Raw genomic sequence first — 19,293 nt, forward strand, 5'->3', positions numbered from 1 at the left:
CGTGGCTCCCGCGGGATCAGAAGCGCTCCATACGGTCGACGCTCATGACGAAGACGATCGCCCCGCCGACCTCCACCCGCACCGGGTAGGTCACATAGGAATCCACCGGCTCCACGGCCGGCGGCATCGGGCTGACGAACTGTTCCCGGCGGCGGCAGGACCGCTCGATGGTGCGCAGGACAGCGTCCACCTGGCTGTCGTCGACCCCGACGAGAATCGTCGAATTCCCTTCGCGCAGGAAGCCACCCGTGCTGGCCAGCATCGTCGCGTTGATCCCCTGTTCGGTCAGGGCATCGATCAGCCGCCCGGCATCCTTCTCCTGGACGATGGCTAGGACGAGCTTGATGCCCGCCACCCCCTCGCGCCGAGGAACGCCTCGACCAGCCGCACGATCTCCTCGTGCACCACCTGCGGCGGGCGGTTACCGTCGACGAGGCGTATCCGGTCGCGTTCTTTGGACGCGATGGCGAGGAATCCTTCCCTGACCCGCGTGAAGAACGCCAGGTCTTCCTGTTCCAGCCGGTCGCCGCGGCCGATCCGGCCCTCCTTGCCCCCGGCCTGGCGCGCGCGGATCAGCCCGACGGCGGGGTCGATGTCGAGCAGCACTGTGAGATCCGGCCTGACCCCGCGCGTGGCCACCTCGTTGACCGCGCGGACGACCTCCACACCGAGGCCCCGGCCATACCCCTGGTAGGCCAGGGAGGCATCGACATAGCGCTCGCAGAGCACCAGGCGCCCGGCGCGCAGGGCCGGTTCGAGCGTCTGGGCCACAAACTGCGCCCGCGAGGCCGCGAAGAGCAGCATCTCGGTCTCGGGGGTCATCTCCCGGTGCCGTTCGTCCAGGAGCAGGGCGCGGATCCGCTCGCCGAGGGGCGAGCCGCCGGGCTCCCGAGTGTAGAGGACGTCATAGGACCGACGGAGGTGATCGGCCAGCAACCGGGCCTGCGTGGTCTTGCCGGCCCCTTCCGGACCTTCGAGGGTGATGAACAGCCCCCGGGACGGTGGGGTCATCGGGGGAAGATGACGACCCGGCGGAAGGGTTCCTCCCCCCGGCTCTCCGAGGCCAGCCCGTAGCGCTGCACCAGCTGGTGCTGCAGCCGTCGGACGTAGGAGTTCTGGGGCGACAGCTCCACCGGCTGGGTGGACCGGATGACCTCGGCGATCGCCTCCTCCACCTCGCGCAGGGCCACCTCCTGCTCGTCCTCCTCCGCCGGCTCGCCCTCGATGTCGAAGAGGCTGCGCAGGAAGGCCTGGATCTGGGTGACCGTGTTGCTCTTCAGGACGTGCAGCCCCTTGCCCCGATCCACCGCCTCGCGCAGCTTCTTGGGCTGGCGGCGCTCCTGGGACTTCAGGGTGAGCACCACGTCTGCGTCCTGCAGGGTGTCGGTGATGTAGGCCGGGACCCGCAGCTCACGGATGGCCCGCTCCAGGCGGTTCCGGCTCACGGCGTAGGGGTAGATCCGGATCGGCCGGCGGCCCGGGCGGGTGAGGTCCTCGGCGGGCGGCGGGCTCAGGCGGCCCTGGGGCGCCCAGGATGCCGCCTGGGGACGCGGTGCCTCAATCTCCACCTCGCCCTCTTCGGTCCGCACGCGCACCTCGGGACGCGGGACGACGCCGCGCAGGAAGCGGTCCACCACCGTGGCCACGTCGTGGTGCACGGCCAGGCGGTGCTTTTCAATGATCTCGATGATGACGTCGAAGGTGGGGGGCGCCTTGCGCTCCAGCACCGTCTTCTGGGTCCCGCGGCGGCGCGCCTCCTCGTCGGAGAGCGTCACGGCCTGGATCCCGCCCACCAGGTCGGAGAGGGTGGGGTTCTGCAACAGATTGTCCAGGGTGTTGCCGTGGGCGGTGGCGATGAGTTGCACCCCGCGCTCGGCGATGGTCCGCGCGGCCAGCGCCTCGGCCTCAGTCCCGATCTCGTCGATGACGATGACCTCGGGCATGTGGTTCTCCACAGCCTCGATCATCACGGCGTGCTGCAGTTCGGGGTGCGGTACCTGCATGCGGCGCGCTCCCCCGATGCCCGGGTGGGGAATGTCGCCGTCTCCGGCGATCTCGTTGCTGGTGTCCACGACCACGACGCGCTTGCCCAGCTCATCGGCCAGGACCCGCGCCGCCTCGCGCAGCAGCGTGGTCTTGCCCACGCCGGGCCGGCCCAGAAGGAGAATGCTCTTCCCGCTCTCGATCACGTCGCGGACGATATCCACCGTGCCGAAGACGGCCCGCCCCACCCGGCAGGTCAGGCCGATGATCTCGCCCTGGCGGTTGCGGATCGCGGAGATGCGGTGCAGGGTTCGCTCGATCCCGGCGCGGTTGTCCTTGCCGAAGGCGCCCACCCGGCTCGTCACGTAGCGAATCTGCTCCGCGCTGACGTACTCCTCGCTGAGGTGGACGACGCCGGTAGGGAAGCGCGCCTCCGGCAGCCGGCCGAGGTCGAGGACGATCTCCAGCAGCGTTTCCAGGTCGGGCCGCTGCTCCAGCGCCTCGCGCAGGGGGGGCGGGATGACCTCCAGGAGCAGGTCCAGGTTATCGGTGATCTGGATTTGTCGGGGCACCACTTCGGCGATCCCTCCAGGGGTGTCGGCGGCGGATCAAAGGCAGACAAAAGGAGGGGAACCCAGCGGCTCCCCTCCCGGTGTCGGTCGTACTTCGTTCACGCTGCGACGTGGGTCGGCCACGTTCCTCGTATTTTAGTCTAGCATATACCACCCACAGGGGAATTTACCCTCCGGCCCCTTCGTCCGGACCACCCTCCGCCGGAACCCGTCCGCTCCTACCGCACCTCGAGGATCAGACAGGTCAGGTACCGCGTCTCCGGCATGGCGGGATGGACCGGGTGGTCGCGGGGGTGACCGCGGCTTTCCACGAGGCGAACCTCGCGCTTGGCGTCCACGGCGGCGCCGGCCACCACCTGCTGGAGCAGGGTCTCGCTGATGTGGGCGGAGCAGGAGCAGGTGATCAACAGGCCCCCGGGGCGGAGCAGCTTGAGGGCGCGCAGGTTGATCTCCTTGTAGGCCGCCGCGGCCTTGTCCACAGCCTCCCTGGCGCGGGCGAAGGGCGGCGGATCGAGGATCACGACGTCGAATCGCTCACCGCCCTCACTGCGCCGCCGCAGGTCGTCGAAGGCGTTGGCCTCGACGAAGACACACCGCTCGGCCACCTGGTTCATCTCCGCGTTCCTGCGGGCCAGGGCCAGCGACTCCGCGGACGAATCGACGGCCGTCACAGACCGGGCGCCGCCCAGCGCCGCCTGGACGGCAAAGCCGCCCGTGTAGCAGAACACATCCAGCACCTCCCGGTCCCTGGCCAAGGCGGCGGCAACCAGCCGGTTGTCGCGCTGGTCGAGGTAGAACCCGGTCTTCTGTCCGCCGGCCACATCGACGAGAAAGCGCGCCCGGCCCTCCCGGATCTCGACCAGCGGATCGCGCTGGCCCATGAGCCACCCGGTGCGCAGCGGCAGTCCCTCCAGGGTGCGCACCGAGGGATCGTTGCGCTCGTACACCGCGGCCGGCCGGAGGAGATCGCCGAGGACGGCCAGCAGCATCTCCCGGCGCAGGTCCATCCCCAGGGACAGCGTCTGCAGGACCAGCACGTCGGCGTACCGATCGACAATCAACCCGGGCAGGAGATCCCCCTCGCCGTAGACGACGCGGCAGGCGTCGGCGGAGGGCACCATCCGCCGACGATACTCCCAGGCCTCGCGGATCCGTCGGCGGAAGAAGGCCTCATCGATAGGCTCGGGGCGGTGACTCAGCAGGCGCACGGTGAGCTGGGAGCGGCGGTTCAGAAATCCCCGGCCGATCCATCGACCGCGGGCGGAGCGGACGTCGACGATCGCGCCGTCGGGAGCGGTCCCGTCGATCCGCAGAATCTCACCGGCGAAGACCCAGAGATGCCCGGAGGCCACCCGGGCCTCCCGGCCGGGCTTGAGGAAGACGGTCGTCACCAGGTCAGCCAGTCAGATCGGGAGTGCGGCCCTAGAACAGGGACGTCTGGGCCGGCTGCTGTTCCCGTCCCGTGGGTTCCGTCCCGGAGGGAGCCTCCGTCTCGCCGAAGATGCGGATCTCGCCGTAGGTGCCGTCGTACCCCGGTTTGATCTCCACCCGCCCCTCGCGCACACGCCGCACGCCTTCTGCGATCCGGGCCGTGGTGTGCCGGGCCAGTTCCTCGACCGGCACGTCCAGCAGGACGGCGAACTCGCCGCCCAGCCGGGCGCAGAGTTTGAAGTACTCCTCCCGCACCGCGCCCGTCCCCACCTGCGCGCCCATCGCCTCGGCGATGATTTCCTCGAGGGGAATGAGGTTCCGGTAGGGCACGGCGCCGGGCGGCACGAACCCCTCCTCGCGGTCGGCAAGGTCTTCCACACGGTGCATCACCCCCACCGTGAGGGGCCGGCCGCACACCGGGCAGCGGTTCCCCCGCGCCTTGGCCTCCTTGGGCGCCAGGCGGGCGTTGCAGTTGCGGTGGCCGTCGTAGTGGTACTTGCCTTCCTGGGGGAAGAACTCGATGGTATACAGGAACCTGCTGGTGTCTCTCTCCCGCAGGATGCGCATCAGTTCGTAGTAGTCGGGTTCGGCCTCAAAGACGTTGGCCTCGCGGCCGAGCTTGGCCGGCGAGTGGGCGTCGGAGTTGCTCAGCAGGAGCGTCCGGTCCAGCTGGCGGAGCCGCCAGTTCATCGGCGGGTCCGAGCTCAGGCCCGTCTCCACCGCCACGATGTGCCGGCTCTGGGCGCCGAAACACTCCTCCAGGCTATCGAAGCCGGAGTTGCTCCCGAACAGGCTGAACCACGGCGTCCAGGCATGGGCCGGGACGACCATGCAATCCGGAGAGATTTCCATCACGTACTCGACGAGCTTGTCGCTGGGCAGCGTGAGCGTCGGCCGGCCGTCGGCCAGCAGCGAGCCGAAGCGGCCGAGGACGGCGTTGATCCGTTCGGCGACCTCGAAGGACGGCGCGAAGAGGATGTTGTGGATCTTGCGCAGGCGGCCGTCCTGGGGGTAGATGTTGCTCACCTCGACGGTGAGCATGAAGTGCACGCCGCCGTAAGTGTACAGCCCCCGATCGTTGGGTTTGAGCCGGGCCTTCAGTTCGCGGAGCCAGATCGGGTGGGTGAAGTCGCCGGTGCCGACGACGCCGATGCCCTTGACCTTGCACCAGCGGGCCATGTTCTCCACATCCATCTCCCGGCTCGTGGCCCGGCTGTACTTCGAGTGGAGGTGGAGGTCGGCGATGATCCGCATGCCTGAAGGGTTCCGCCCTGGGCTGTAACTTTCCTAAGGCTTCCCTTCTCCGGACCTGTTCTCCTCCGGCGGTCTGAATCTTGGAGGCGATGCGTTACTCGAGGTGGCCGTTCGTTCCCGCCGAAAGCCGTGCGCCGCCATCCCACAGGGCCTGGAGACCATAGCGCACAGCCTTTACCAGCACCGCGCTGACCGGGCGAACGAGGGACCAGCGCAGGGTGGCGGCCAGGGCGGGGGCGATGAGGCGGGATTGGTAGGCCGTGTCCCCTCGCTGCTCCACCATGCGGCGGAACCGCTCGTCGTCGCCGATTGAGGCGATCAGGGCGTTGAGTTCGCCGTCGGTCATGTGGTTGATGGTGACCCGGGCGAACGCCGTGGCGTGCAGCTCGCGGCCGAACCGCCGACGCCACTGGGCTTCGTACCAGGCCAGCGCGCCCCCGTCGCCTCCGAGGAAGCGGTGCGCGGCCAATGCAGCCAGCCGGCCGGCAATCAGGGAGAAATAAATTCCGCCGCCGCTCGTGGCCTTCACCTGCCCGGCGGCGTCGCCGGCGATGAGCATCCGGTCGATCACCGACGGCCGGCGCGCGCCCAGCACCGGGATTGGACCGGCCAGTTTGCGCTCGACCACGGCGCCGCGCAGCCGGCGGGAGGCCACAGGATGCTCCCGGATCAGCCGCTCCAGATAGTAGCCGGGGCCGTGGGAGGCCTGCCGGGGATCCACGCAGAGCCCCGCCCGGGCCCGGCGGCCGCCGATGGGCATGATCCAGGCAAAGAATCCCGGCGCGTAGGCCCGGCCGAGGTAGATCTCGGGACAGTCTTCCTCCTCGAGATCCACGCGGTCCATCTGGTACTGCAGCCCGAGCACGTGCGCCCGCGGCAGCCGAAGCCCGAGTGAGGCGGGTAGCGCCGGCCGCGCGCCTTCGGCGTCGACGACGAGCGGCGCGGTCAGGGTGATGGTGCGTCCGTCTCGCCGGCCGCGCACCCGCATCACGCCATCCCGCCGCTCGACCGCCAGGAGCCGGGTGCCCAGGATCAGGTCCGCGCCGTGGCGCTGGGCCTCGTCCGCCAGCCAGCGGTCGAAAAGGGTGCGGTCCACAACATAGGAGTCGGGCTCGGATCTCCGCAGCCGCGCCACCGAGCCGTCGGGAGCGTAGAAGGCCCCGGCCCGCAATGTGTTCATGATGAGGTGCTGGGGCAGGGCAAACTCCCGGAAGGCATGGAGCTGGATCTTGCCGGAGCAGTGGGCGGGCCAGCCGACCTGGGGATGCTCCTCCACCAGGGCGACGCGGAGCCCGGCCTTCGCCGCCGTGAGGGCGGCCATCCCTCCGGCGGGACCGGCTCCGGCCACGATGAGGTCGTAATCAGCGCGAACCATGACACGGGATCCTTCGTGCCGGCGGGGAGGCCTTCCTGGAAAGGGGACGAATCCACGAATCAGCGAGAGAATCGGAAGGGACCGCACACGCGCACCGAGTGAACATCCGACTGTCGGCTCTCATCGTCTTCGGCCTCATGCTCTCCGCCCCCGCGGTGCCCCGGGCGTCCGTCCCGCCGGCGCCGATCCTGCCGGCGGCCGGCGGGACCCCGGCCTCATCACGGGAATGCCCGCTGGCGAGTCAGGCCGCCTTTACGAAGGGCGTGCTCACCATCACTCGGGGGTCCCGCGTCGTCCGGCTCCGGGTGGAGGTGGCCGAGACCCCCGCGGCGCGGGCCCAGGGGCTGATGTGCCGGACCCGGCTGGATGCGGACGCGGGGATGCTCTTCATCTTCGAGGAGACCACGCGGGGGAGTTTCTGGATGAAGAACACCCTGATCCCGCTGTCCATCGCCTTCATCGATGAGACCTGGCGGATTGTCGAGATCCTCGACATGGAGGTCGAACGGGATCCGGCAACCCCTGTCGCCTTCTACTCGCCCAAGAAAGCGTATCGCTACGCCCTGGAGGTCAACCGGGGGTTCTTCGTCCGCCACAACATCACGGCCGGGGCCAGCGTCACCTACCGGCCGCAACCGTAGACGGTCCTCCGGGCGCCCGGTGCCTTCGCGCGGCTCGCGCTCTCCACGGCTCGAGCCCAATTTCGAACCCGCGCCCTCAATCGTCGAACCAGCAGACGACATCGGACCAGCGGTACCGGAGCACCCATCGCTCCCGGCCGTTCGGCCCCCGGCCCTCCGGCGTCCGGCCCTCCGTCACAGCCTCCGGGGGTCTGTCGTCCGCCGGCCATACCTCGAGATGCAGATGGTCGAGCGGCGGCCGACCCCGGGCCACCCACTCCAGGACTCTGGAACGGAGCCGTCCGGCCGCCGCATCCGACCCGTACACGACGACGCCGTCGGGCCGGATCAGACACAGGCTCCGCGCGGAGATGTCCAGCAGGCCGCTGACGCTGTGGAACCCCCAGCGCTCCGGAGCGGCCGTGAAGATGTCCACCATGCCCGGCTCCTGGAGGGCGAGATAGACTCCGAGCCCACCGCCCAGACCAAAGGTGTTCACGGGCACGATCAGCCCGCCGACGCGCCGGGGCGGAGCGGACAGCAGGGCCTCCAGGAGATCAGGGGGGACCTTTCGGGCGGCGGGGCCGCTCAGGAAGAGCCCTTCCCCCAGGTCCACGACCGGGTCGTCGCCTGCGTACGCCCCGCGGAGGTACATGAACCCGCAGCTCTGGACGCTCTGGCTGCGCAACACATCGCCCTCCCGGCTGAAGGCGACGCTCAGGCACTGGGTACGCACCCGGAGGGGCACGACCAGCCGTCCGCCCGGGACCAGTTGCTGGCGCCAGGCAGGGGGGATGTCCGCGCAGCTCGCGGTCACGATGATGCGGTCATAGGGAGCCTCGGGGGAGTAGCCGACCCCGCCGTCGGCGGCCACCACCGTCACATCGGGATAGCCTGCGGCGGCCAAGTGCAGGGAGGCCTCCTGCGCCACATCGGCCTGGATCTCGACGGTCACCACACGCCCTTCCGGCCCCACCAGCTCGCGAATCAGCGCCGCATTGTACCCCGTCCCGGTGCCCACCTCGAGGACGCGGTGGCCGCGCTGCGGCGCCAGTTGCTCCAGCATGATAGCCATGATGCTCGGCTGACTGCTGCTGCTGCTCGGCAATCCCGTCGCGTCGCGGCGCGTGACCACAACGTCGTCGCGGTAGGCGTCGGCCAACGCCACCTGGGGCAGGAAGAGATGCCGGGGGACCCGCCGGAACGCGGCCTCCACGGGCGCCGAGCGGACGGCCGCCCGGCGCCGCAACCAGTCCGCCAGGCCCTGACGGAGGTGCAGGCTATCCATACCACCGGCTTCCATGATCGGTGAACCTATCGTACCCAGCCCTGGGGTCCTCGCGCTATGATGAGTGCGATATGGCCGGCAAGTCCGCCGAGATCACGGCGCTGCGCGCCATCAGCCGCGCCATCGGCCAGGCGGTGGACCTGGACAGCACGCTGCACCTCATCACGCGCACCACCGCGGAGGTGATGGGGATGGACTCGTGCTCGATCTACCTCCTGGACCCGGCGGGCGAGTACCTCATCCTCAAGGCCACGACCGGGCTGGCCCCCGAAGCGGTGGGACGGGCGCGCCTGCGCTTCGGGGAGGGGCTCACCGGCTGGGCAGCCCGGCAGGCTCAGCCGGTCGCCAGTTCCGACGCGGCAAGCGATCCCCGGTTCGTCTACCTGCCCGAGACTCACGAGTACCACTTCCGGTCCCTGGCCGCGGTCCCGCTGATCACGGCCGGCAAAGTCATCGGGGCCGTCAACGTGCAGACCGCCCAGCGCCACGAGTACACGCCGGAAGAGATGGAGTTGCTGGGGGTGATCGCGGATCTGGCCGCGGGCGCCATCGAGAAGGCCACGCTCTACGACAACATGCGCCGCCAGATCCGCGAGTTGAGTACGCTGGCCGAGGTCAGCGAGACCCTGACGTCTCCGCTCTATCTCGAAGAGATCCTGCGCCTGATCGTCGAGATGGCGTCCCGGACCATGGAGGCGAAGACCTGCTCCCTGATGCTGATCGACGAGGAGACGAAGGACCTCGTCCTGGCCGCGGTGCAGAGCGCCGGCGCCGGCTATCTGAACCGGCCCACCCTGAAAGTGGGTGACGGCATTACCGGCACCGTGGCCCGGGAGGGCACGCCCATCGCGGTGGCCGACGTGCAGGCCGATCCGCGCTACCTGCTCAAGGAGATGGCGGCCCGGGAGGGCCTGCGCGCCCTGCTCTCGGTGCCCCTGGTCGTTCGCGACCGCGTGATCGGCGTCTTCAACTGCTACAAGGACCGGCCCCACCACTTCACCGACGCGGAGATCAAACTCTTCACCACCCTGGCCAACCAGACCGCGCTGGCCATCGAAAACGCCAACCTGGTCGTGCGCTCCGCGGTCATCCGCGAGATGCACCACCGGGTCAAGAACAACCTGCAGACCGTGGCCATGCTCCTGCGACTGCAGCTGCGGGACGGCCGTCAGGTCTCCGGCCGGGAGGTGCTCCAGGAAACGATCAACCGGATCCTGAGCATTGCCGCGGTGCACGAGATCCTCTCGGTGGAAGGATTCCGGCTGGTCAACCTGCGGCAGCTGCTGGAACGGGTCATGCACAACGTCGTCCAGACCATGGCCGCACCGACCCTGCGGCTGAGCGGTGCCGTCCGCGGAGACGACATCTACCTCAACTCCCACCAGGCGACCTCCCTGGCCCTGGTCGTCAACGAACTGCTCCAGAATGCCATCGAGCACGCCTTCCCCGGTCGCCCGGAGGGACGGGTGGAGATCCGTCTGGCGCGGCGCGACGGCGGGCTCACCGTCGAGGTGGAGGATGACGGGCGGGGGCTCCCGCCGGGATTCGAACCCGGCGGGGGCGGCGAGCTGGGGTTGAAAATCGTCCAGGCCCTGGTCACCGAGGACCTGGGCGGGACGATCGCCTTCAGCCCCGGACCGGGGACACGGGTGGTGATCGCCATCCCGCGCCTGGAGACCGGACGGGCATGAGGCCGCCCCTGCGCATCGTCATCGCCGACGACGAGGCGGTCATCCGCCTCGGTCTGCGGGCGATGCTGGAGGATCAGGGATACCAGGTGGTCGGTGAGGCCGCCGACGGCCGCCGTCTCCTGGACCTGGTGGGGAAACTGCGTCCCGACCTGGTCTTCCTGGACATCAAGATGCCGGGCCTGGACGGGCTGCAGGCGGCCGGGGTGCTCCTCCGGGAGCGCGCCGTGCCGGTGATCATCCTCACCGCCTACGCCGACCGCGACTTCATCGATCGGGCGCGCGAGGCCGGAGTGCTGGCCTACCTGGTCAAGCCGGTGCGCGAGAGCGACCTGGCTCCGGCGGTGGAGATGGCCATGGGCCGCTTCAAGGAGATCACGGCCCTGCGCCGGGAGATCGGCGATCTGGAGGAGACCCTGCGCACGCGAAAGCTCGTCGAGCGGGCCAAGGGCATTCTGATGCGCCGTGAGGGACTGGATGAAGCGCAAGCCTTCCTGCGCATCCAGCGCGCCGCCCGCGACGGTCGGAAGACGATGCGCGAGGTCGCCGAGGCCATCATCCGCGGCCACGGTGGCTAGCGGGAAGCGTTGTCCCCGTTATCCACAACAGGGAAACGACAGTTCCGCATTGACCCCGGGTCCGGCCGCGTGATACAACGATGCTCGCCAGCGGACAGCGAGTGTTCGAGGTGGGAGTGAGGTACCGCATCTGCACCCGACGCCTCCGGCGTCGCCCGCAGATCGGCAACCCGGCCTAACTCAGCAGTCCTGCTCCGCTGGCGCTGTGTTTCCCCCCGCGCCCTTCCTGCGGTCCGTCCCTCCGACCCCGCCCGCCTCTTGCCCTATAATGGGCTCAGACGCTGATGCTCCGCATCGGCATGGCCCAGCTCAACACCACTGTCGGGGACCTCGAGGGCAACACCCGCCGGATCTGTGAGACGATCGACCGCGCCCGGGACCTGGGCGTCGACGTCGTCTGTTTCCCCGAGCTGTCCGTCCCCGGCTATCCGCCGGAGGACCTGCTCCTCAAGCCGGATTTCGTCCGCGCCAACCTTGCCGCCCTGGCCGAGGTGGCCGGGGCCACCCGGCACATCACGGCCGTGGTGGGATTCGTGGACCGGGACGGCCCCCTGTACAACGCCGCCGCGGTCCTCTCCGACGGCCGGCAGGTCGGTGTGTACCGCAAGCACCGCCTTCCCAACTACGGCGTGTTCGACGAGAAGCGCTACTTCCACCCCGGACGGAGTGCGCCGGTCTTCCTCATCCGCGGCGTGCCCGTGGGGATCACCATCTGCGAGGACATCTGGCTCCCGGGCGGGCCCTGCCAGGCCGAAGCCGCCGCCGGGGCGCTGGTCATCCTCAACATCAACGGCTCCCCCTACCACCGGCACAAGTGGCAGCAGCGGGAGGAGATGCTGCGCACCCGGGCCCGCGAGTACGGCGTCGTGCTCTGCTACAACAACCTGGTCGGCGGGCAGGACGAGCTGGTCTTCGACGGGATGGGGATGATCGTCGACCACACCGGGAGGTTGCTGGCCCGAGGCCGGCAGTTCGAAGAGGACCTGGTGGTCTGTGACGTGGACCCGGAGGCCGTGAGGCGCCAGCGTCGCGTGGCCCCGGGGCCGCCCCCGGAGGAGGAAGGCGGACCGATCGCCACGCCCACCGTTTACGTCTCGGACGCGCCGTCCCCCTCCGGCGCGCCGCCGACGCCCCGGCCGCCCGTGGAGCCGCAGATCCCGCCGGCCCTGGACCCGACCGAAGAGGTGTACCGGGCGCTGGTCCTGGGTACACGGGACTATATGCGGAAAAACGGCTTCACCGACGCCGTCGTCGGCCTCTCCGGCGGCATCGACTCCGCCCTCGTGGCCACGATCGCCGTGGACGCGCTGGGCGCGGAGCACGTCCACACCGCCTGGCTCCCCTCACGCTTCAGCTCCGAGGACAGCCGCCGGTTTGCCGCCGCGGTGGCCCAGAACCTCGGCGTGGAGCGCCTCGATCTGGCGATCGATCCCATCTACCAGGCCTTCCTGGACAGCCTGAGCGCCACCTTTGCCGGTCGCGCGGCGGATGCGACGGAGGAGAACATCCAGGCCCGCATCCGCGGGACGCTGCTCATGGCCCTGTCCAACAAATTCGGCTGGCTGGTGCTGGCCACGGGCAACAAAAGCGAGATGAGCGTGGGCTACGCGACGCTGTACGGCGACATGGCCGGCGGCTTCGCCGTGATCAAGGATGTGCCCAAGACGCTGGTCTACGAGCTGGCCCGCTGGCGGAACCTGCGGCAGCCGATCATCCCGGAGGGCGTGATCACCCGGCCGCCGACCGCCGAACTCCGCGCCGGCCAGAAAGACACCGACACCCTGCCGCCCTATGAGATCCTCGATCCGATCCTCCGGCTCTACATCGAGGAGGATGTGCCGCCGGAAGAGATCGCGGCCCAGGGCTATCCGGCCGAGGTGGTGGCGCGCGTGGTGACGATGGTCGACCGGAACGAGTACAAGCGCCGCCAGGCCCCGCCGGGCATCAAGATCACGCCCAAGGCCCTGGGCAAGGACCGGCGCCTGCCCATCACCAACCGGTTCCGCCATTCGCTGCCGCGCCCTGCGCCGGTCGACCCCTCCTGATGGGCTCCGCCCCCGCCTCCCGCTACCACATCGCCACCGCCCCGGCCCCCCCGCCGTTTCCGCCTCCGGCGCGCTTCCGTCTGGGGGAGAACGACGAGTATGTGAAGTACGGCAAGCCGCCCTTCTCCACCCCCGGGCGGGGCGATCCCTACTGGACCCCGGAGATCATCACTCAGACGTGGTACATGGCCGAGCGCGGGAAGATCCCGATCTCGGGCGCCGGGTACGGCGGCCCCTTCGCCGGGCCGGGGTTCGACGCGTTGTGGCTGGACATGTCCGAGATCGTCCGCCCCACGCGGGACGGCATCCACGGCCGGGAGTACATCAGCACGGGCGTCGATCTGGGCCGCAAGCTGCCGTCTCTGCGCTTCGCCGGGGCGACGCCCGGCGAAGCCTCCGCTCCCCCGTTGGTCGAACTCCCCCTGCCCGTCATCTTCAACCCGTTTCCGTTCCCCCTCGCCGGCCGCAGCCAGATCCTCGGCATCGCCCGGGCGGCCTCCGCGCTGCGCACGCTCGCCGTGATCACCCCTGAGATGTGGGCCGACGACCTGGTCCCGTACGCGGCGTGGCTGGCGCCGCGCCTGGCTCCCGGCGAGGTGACGGTCCACAGACGGCTGTGGGCCCAGGCGCGGTACATCGAGATCGAAGGGGACGATGCGCAGGACGCCGTCGCCAGGGTGAAAGGCGCGCGCCCCGACGTGGTCGTCGGGCAGCGCCTCCCGATGGATGCGGCGGACCCCGGAAGGGTCGAGAATCTCGTGCGCGCCGGCGCCGAGGTCATTCACCTCTTCGCCGACGAATCCGGCCAGTCGTCCCGGGGATTCATCGCCGAGGCCCTGCGGGCGGTCCACCGCCATCTCGTGGCCCGGGGCCTCCGCGACGAGGTCACGCTCCTCGCCAGCGGGGGCATCGCCGCCGCGGAGCACGTGCCAAAAGCCATCGTCTGCGGCGCGGACCTCGTGGCCGTGGACTTCGTCCTCCCCGTGGCCTTCGGCTGCGCCCTGTGGGCCGACCGCGCCTACTGCGGCGCGGAGCGCGGCGAGTTCGACGCGGCGTGGGGGGCGCAGCGCCTGATGAATCTCTTCAACGCCTGGCGGGACCAGCTGCTGGAGTGCCTGGGCGCCATGGGCATGCGCGAGGTCCGCCGGCTGCGCGGGGAAACCGGCCGGGCCATCTTCCAGCCCGAGGAAGAGGCGCAGTTCCGCGCGCTGTTCCCCGTGACCCGACCGGCGCCCGCCGAGAAACCGCTGACCGAGATTCCCGAGATGGGCGATCTGCGCTGGACCCAGGAGCTGCTCCAGGCGACCTGGACGCAGGCCGCGACGGGAGCTCCCCCGGCGCGGGGGGAGGCGCGGGTCGGCCGATCCGGCGGGGGGTTCGACGTGCTGCGGTTCGTCTCGGAGGACGCCGGCTACACGCCGCCGGCGGCCGTGGACCCCGAGGAGGTCGACCTGAGCCTGGAGCTCAACCGGCGCGGGTACGGACCGGCGATCACCATCCCCGTGCCCTGGTACGGCGGCGGGATGTCCTTCGGTTCGGTGAGCCTGCAGACGATGCTGGCCCGGGCCATGGCGGCGAAGACGGTGGGCACCTTCACCAGCACCGGGGAGGGCGGCTATCCGGACGAACTGATCCCGTACGCCGATCACGTCATCACCCAGGTCGCCACGGGGCTCTTCGGGGTGCGCGAGGAGACGATCCAGCGGGCCCGCTTCGTGGAGTTCAAGTACGCGCAGGGCGCCAAGCCCGGGCTGGGCGGCCATCTCCTGGGAGGCAAGACCACGGAAGTCGTGGCCACAATGCGCGAGGCCGTGGCCTGGACGTCGCTGTTCTCCCCGTTCCCCTTCCACAGTGTCTACTCGGTGGAGGATCACAAGAAGCACGTGGACTGGATCCGCGCCGTTAACCCGAACGCGCTGGTCGCGGTCAAAGTGAGCACGCCGACGGATGTGGACATGGTGGCGGTGGGCATCTACTATGCGGGGGCGCATATCGTCCACCTCGACGGCGGCTACGGCGGGACCGGCGCCGCCCCGGAGATCGCCAAGAAGAACATCGCCATGCCCATCGAGTACGCCGTCCCCAAGGTGCACCGGTTCCTGCTGGAGGAGGGCATCCGCGACGAGATTGTGTTGATGGCCTCCGGAGGGATCCGCACCGCCTACGACGTCGCCAAGGCCATCGCCCTGGGTGCGGATGGGGCGGTCGTGGGGATGGCCGACCTGGTGGCGATCGGCTGCACGCGGCTGGCGGACTGCGAAAAGGGCAGAGGCTGTCCCTTCGGGATCACGACCACCGACCCGGAACTGTCCCGGCTCATCGACCCGGTCTGGGCCGCCGGGCGCATCGTCAATCTCTACCGGGCCTGGGCGGCGCAGTTGCGCGCCCTGCTCGCCGACCTCGGCCTGCGCTCGATCCGCGAGCTGCGCGGCCGCACCTCTCTCCTCGTCTACCTGGAATCGGACCCCAAAGCGGCATGAGCGCGCGACCGAATGCCGAGGCGGTCACCCAGCTCATCCGCTCGCGGGAGGGGCTGCCCGCCCCGGTCCCGTTCTCCCGGCGAAAGGTCGAAGCCGAGGGCGGGTGCGGCGTCGTCGGCCTGGCCGCCACCGTCCCCGTCCTGGGCCGGCACATTCTGGCTCCCTGCCGTCAGATGCACAACCGCGGCAACGGCAAAGGCGGCGGGCTGGCCGCGGCCGGCCTCCTCCCGGAGCAGATGGGGGTGGACGCGGACCGCCTGGCCACGGACTACCTCGTCCAGATCGCCTACCTCACCCCGGAGTTGCGCCGCGACATCGAGGCCGCGTTCATCGATCCCGTCTTCGACCTGCACGCCGGGTACCGGATTCCCACCGTCGACGACCACCGCGACGTTCCCGGACTGACCGTGCGGCCGCCGGACGTGTGGCGCTACTTCGCACGGGTGCGCGAAGATGTGCTGGCGCAGTTCATCGAAACGCATCGCCTCGACGCCGTGTCCGTCCAGGCCGCGGAGGACGAATACGTCAGTCAGTGGGCGTTTCGTCTGAACACGCGATTCTACGCCGGCGGACCGCCCCCGGGCCCTCCCTCGGGGCCCGGCGCCTCCGGGCGGCACGCCTTCGTCCTCTCCTACGGCCGCGACATGCTGGTGCTCAAGATCGTCGGGTACGCCGAGGACGCCCTGCACTACTACCGGATGGAGGACGTGCGGGCCCGGATCTGGATCGGCCACCAGCGCTACCCGACCAAGGGCCGTGTCTGGCATCCGGGCGGCGCGCACCCCTTCGCCGCGCTGGACGTGGCGCTGGTCCACAACGGGGACTTCGCCAACTACCACGCGGTATGCGAGTATCTCGCCCAGCGGAATCTGTTCCCGCTGTTCCTGACCGATACCGAAGTCGCCGTCCTGTTGTTCGATCTGTGGAGCCGCACCTACGGCTATCCCACCGAGTATCTCATCGAGGCCATGGCCCCGACCACGGAGCGCGACTTTCTCCTGCTGCCGGAGGAGAAGCGCACGGTGTACCGCGCCATCCAGGCCAGCCACATCCACGGCTCGCCCGACGGGCCGTGGTTCTTCATCATCGGCCGCTCCCTGATCGAGCAGGGGCGGGTGGGGGGCTGGCAGCTGCTGGGAATCACCGACACCTCGATGCTGCGGCCCCAGGTGTTCGCCCTGCAGGAAGGAGAGGTCTCCGTCGGCATCATCGCCTCCGAGAAGCAGGCCATCGACGCCACGCTGGCCAGCCTCTCCCACGAGGATGCCCGGATCTGCCCCCTCGCCGACCGCTACTGGAACGCCCGCGGGGGATCCTACACCGACGGCGGGGCCTTCCTGTTCACGGTCCGGCCCGAGGGGACGCTGACCTGCAGCAACAAATTCGGCGCTGTGGTGCGCACGCCGCCGGGGCAGCGGCACCGCCTGCCGCTCCTCCGGGTGGCGTCGGTCGCGTCCCCGCCGGCCGGCTCCGGAGCGGGCCGGGCCGCCGCCGCGGTGCGCACTTCGCCTCCCGTGCATCTGACGACGCCTGAGGCCGTCTACGCCCAGGGGGTCCGGCTCTTCCGCAGCGCGGACTACGAGACGATCGAACGCTGGCTCTCCGCGGTCCGGGCAGAGGCGCGCGGCGGCGGGTCAGTGCGCGCCGTCGCGCTGGAAGGGCTGACCCGGCTGCTGGACGGGCGCTGGCCGACGGGAGCAAAGAAGCGCGCCTCGCTGCTGGCCGTGCTCCACGCCGCCGTCTACGGCCTGCTGCGCGACGTGCCCCCGATCAACGGCGCGGCGCCCATGGTCCGCATCGGCCGGAGCGACTGGGCGATGCTCAGCGCGCCGCAGCGGCCGGACCAGACGCTGGTCATCGACGCCCGCGGGTTTCCCATGGAAGGCGAACAGGGTCTCTCCCGGGCCCTGGTCCGGGCCTACGCGCTCGGCTGGCGAACCCTGATCGTCTTCGACGTCCACGGCCAGCGGTTCATCGGCAGCGGCTTCGGCCCGCGGACGGGGGACGTGCGGCTGGAGATCTACGGGTCCTCGGGCGACTACCTCGGCTCGGGCCTGGACGGGATGACGCTCACCGTACACGGCGACGCCCAGGATCAGGTCGGGCAGATCCTCAAGGCCGGGAAGCTCGTCATCCACGGCAGCGTGGGCCAGACGTTCCTGTACGGGGCGAAGGGCGGCGAGATCTACGTGCTGGGCAGCGCCGCCGGGCGGCCGCTGATCAACGCCGTGGGCCGGCCGCGGGTGGTGATCAACGGCACCGCGCTGGACTACCTGGCCGAATCCTTCATGGCCGGCGATCCGCTGGAGGGCGGCGGGTTCTGCATCCTCAACGGCGTGACCTTCGACCACGACGGACGCATCGTCGATCTCGACACGCCCTACCCCGGCGGCAACCTCTTCTCTCTGGCCAGCGGCGGCGCGATCTACGCCCGCGATCCCTATCGCCGCCTGGATGAAGACCAGCTGAACGGCGGCCGCTTTGCCGATCTGACCGCGGCCGACTGGAATCTGATCCGGCCCTACCTGGAAGAGAACGAGCGGCTCTTCGCCATCCCCGTGGAGCGACTCCTCACCGTGGACGGCCACGTCCGCAGCCCCGAAGACGTCTACCGCAAGGTCGAACCTGTCGAGCTGGGCGTGCTCAAAGGGTAGCCCGGCACCGTCCCCGGCTCCTGACCGCCGGCCGTCATCCGGTTTCCGGATCCGCGAAGGGAGCCCCCGCGCTCCACGGAATTGTAGTGATCCGTGTCCCGTGCTTTCGCCGGGTCCTCGTGGCGTTGGCTGATCCTCCTGGCCGCGGCCGAGGTGGCCACCATGCTCACCTTCGGCAGCTACTCCGGCGCGCTGCCGGTGCTGCGGCGGGAGTGGGGTCTCTCCGCCGCGCAGGCCGGGGCGATCTTCGCCGGCCAGCAGATCGGGTACACCGGTGCGGTGCTGGTCCTGAGCACCCTGACGGATGTGATCGGCGTCCGCCGCATCTACCTGGCCTCAGCGGTCTGGAACGGCGTCTTCGGCCTGCTGTTCGCGGGCTTCGCCCGCGACTTCCCCTCCGCCCTCCTCCTGCGCACCCTGGGCGGGATGGGCCTCGCCGGGACGTACATGCCGGGGATGCGCCTGGTCGTGGAGACCTTCCCCGCGGCGACGCGCGGCGGGGCCATGGGGGTGTACATCGGCGCCTTCAGCCTCGGGACGAGCCTCTCGCTGCTGCTGACCGGCGCCCTGCTGCCCCTGGGATGGCGGACCGCGTTCACCCTCACCGCCGTGGGTCCCCTTGCGGCCGCAGCCCTGGCCTGGCCCGTGGTGCAGGACGTCTCGCCGCTCCCGGCGCGACGCCGGATCGAGGTGGGACGGGTGCTGCGCAACGTCCGCGCCCTGCGTTTCATCACCGCCTACGCCGCGCACAACTGGGAGCTGTTCGGGATGCGCGCCTGGCTGCCGGCCTTCTTGACCTCGCTCTGGGTGGAACGCGGGCTTCCGCTCACCTCGGCGACGGCGCGCGGCGCCGCGTTTTCCTCCCTGGTCCTGCTGGCTAGCGGGGCGAGCAACGCCTTCGGAGGCTGGCTGTCCGACTCGCTGGGCCGGCGCCGGACCATCGTGATCTTCCTCACCGCCTCGGCCCTCCTCTCCGCGACCATCGGCTGGACGCCGTCGCTGGGCCTGCGATTCGTGCTCGGTCTGGCGGTCTTCTACGGCCTGCTGGTCACGGCGGAGTCGTCCACGCTGTCCACCGCCGTGGCGGAGTCCGCCGATCCCCGGGCCCTCGGCGCGACGATGGCGATCCAATCGAGCCTGGGCTTTCTGGTCACGGCGGTCTCCCCGCCCCTGTTCGGCGCCATCCTCGACGCGACCAACGGGACGTGGGGGTGGGCCTTCCTCTCGCTGGGGATCGTCGCGCTGCTCGGCGTCCTCGTGGTGGCCAGACTCTGACCGACGCTTCTCCCGTTCTCGCCCATCCCGTTCTCGCCCGGATGCAGTGT

14 protein-coding genes are annotated in these 19,293 nt (G+C 70.1%); 7 read left to right on the top strand and 7 right to left on the bottom strand.

The features are described from left to right. Window positions 1–16 precede the first annotated feature (16 nt). The 6 genes from QN141_00245 to QN141_00270 form a co-directional block, all read right to left on the bottom strand. Window positions 17–346, bottom strand: a complete 330-nt coding sequence (locus QN141_00245; protein MDR7556901.1) for a cyclic-di-AMP receptor — start codon at window positions 344–346, stop codon at window positions 17–19. Further along, complete coding sequence (gene tmk, locus QN141_00250; protein ID MDR7556902.1) at window positions 331–1,011, bottom strand: dTMP kinase; 681 nt, start codon at window positions 1,009–1,011, stop codon at window positions 331–333. The genes QN141_00245 and tmk overlap by 16 nt, the downstream gene beginning before the upstream one ends. Further along, window positions 1,008–2,558 (bottom strand): R3H domain-containing nucleic acid-binding protein, encoded by a 1,551-nt coding sequence (locus QN141_00255; protein MDR7556903.1) that lies wholly within the window; start codon window positions 2,556–2,558, stop codon window positions 1,008–1,010. Before QN141_00255 ends, tmk begins: the two co-directional genes overlap by 4 nt. Before the next feature lie 215 nt (window positions 2,559–2,773). Further along, window positions 2,774–3,946, bottom strand: coding sequence for a class I SAM-dependent rRNA methyltransferase (locus tag QN141_00260; protein MDR7556904.1), 1,173 nt, complete (start codon window positions 3,944–3,946; stop codon window positions 2,774–2,776). A gap of 31 nt (window positions 3,947–3,977) precedes the next feature. Beyond that, window positions 3,978–5,240, bottom strand: a complete 1,263-nt coding sequence (locus QN141_00265; protein MDR7556905.1) for an endonuclease Q family protein — start codon at window positions 5,238–5,240, stop codon at window positions 3,978–3,980. 94 nt (window positions 5,241–5,334) lie between these two features. After that, the gene (locus tag QN141_00270) at window positions 5,335–6,615 is read right to left on the bottom strand and encodes an NAD(P)/FAD-dependent oxidoreductase (GenBank protein MDR7556906.1); all 1,281 of its coding nucleotides are present in this window, start codon (window positions 6,613–6,615) and stop codon (window positions 5,335–5,337) included. A gap of 98 nt (window positions 6,616–6,713) precedes the next feature. On the opposite strand from QN141_00270, the gene QN141_00275 reads away from it, so the two are divergent. Further along, window positions 6,714–7,256: a DUF192 domain-containing protein gene (locus QN141_00275; GenBank protein ID MDR7556907.1), complete on the top strand. Its 543-nt coding sequence runs from the start codon at window positions 6,714–6,716 to the stop codon at window positions 7,254–7,256. Between the two features lie 76 nt (window positions 7,257–7,332). Here the strand turns inward: QN141_00275 and QN141_00280 are convergent, their stop codons facing one another. Beyond that, the gene (locus QN141_00280; GenBank protein ID MDR7556908.1) at window positions 7,333–8,523 is read right to left on the bottom strand and encodes a class I SAM-dependent methyltransferase; all 1,191 of its coding nucleotides are present in this window, start codon (window positions 8,521–8,523) and stop codon (window positions 7,333–7,335) included. A 71-nt stretch (window positions 8,524–8,594) separates the two neighbouring features. On the opposite strand from QN141_00280, the gene QN141_00285 reads away from it, so the two are divergent. From QN141_00285 to QN141_00310, 6 genes are all read left to right on the top strand, one after another. Further along, window positions 8,595–10,214 (top strand): GAF domain-containing protein, encoded by a 1,620-nt coding sequence (locus QN141_00285; GenBank protein ID MDR7556909.1) that lies wholly within the window; start codon window positions 8,595–8,597, stop codon window positions 10,212–10,214. Then, a complete protein-coding gene (locus QN141_00290; GenBank protein ID MDR7556910.1) occupies window positions 10,211–10,789 on the top strand; it encodes a response regulator in 579 nt (192 codons plus the stop codon). The genes QN141_00285 and QN141_00290 overlap by 4 nt, the downstream gene beginning before the upstream one ends. A 284-nt stretch (window positions 10,790–11,073) precedes the next feature. Continuing rightward, the gene (locus QN141_00295; protein MDR7556911.1) at window positions 11,074–12,834 is read left to right on the top strand and encodes an NAD+ synthase; all 1,761 of its coding nucleotides are present in this window, start codon (window positions 11,074–11,076) and stop codon (window positions 12,832–12,834) included. Beyond that, entirely contained in the window at window positions 12,834–15,314 is a 2,481-nt protein-coding gene (locus QN141_00300) for a glutamate synthase-related protein (protein ID MDR7556912.1), read from the top strand. Before QN141_00295 ends, QN141_00300 begins: the two co-directional genes overlap by 1 nt. Continuing rightward, a complete protein-coding gene (locus QN141_00305; GenBank protein ID MDR7556913.1) occupies window positions 15,311–17,968 on the top strand; it encodes a glutamate synthase in 2,658 nt (885 codons plus the stop codon). The genes QN141_00300 and QN141_00305 overlap by 4 nt, the downstream gene beginning before the upstream one ends. A 93-nt stretch (window positions 17,969–18,061) precedes the next feature. Next, window positions 18,062–19,243 (top strand): MFS transporter, encoded by a 1,182-nt coding sequence (locus QN141_00310; protein MDR7556914.1) that lies wholly within the window; start codon window positions 18,062–18,064, stop codon window positions 19,241–19,243. Window positions 19,244–19,293 lie beyond the last annotated feature (50 nt).

The organism is Armatimonadota bacterium (assembly GCA_031459765.1).
GTDB classification, from domain to species: Bacteria; Sysuimicrobiota; Sysuimicrobiia; order Sysuimicrobiales; family Kaftiobacteriaceae; genus Kaftiobacterium; species Kaftiobacterium secundum.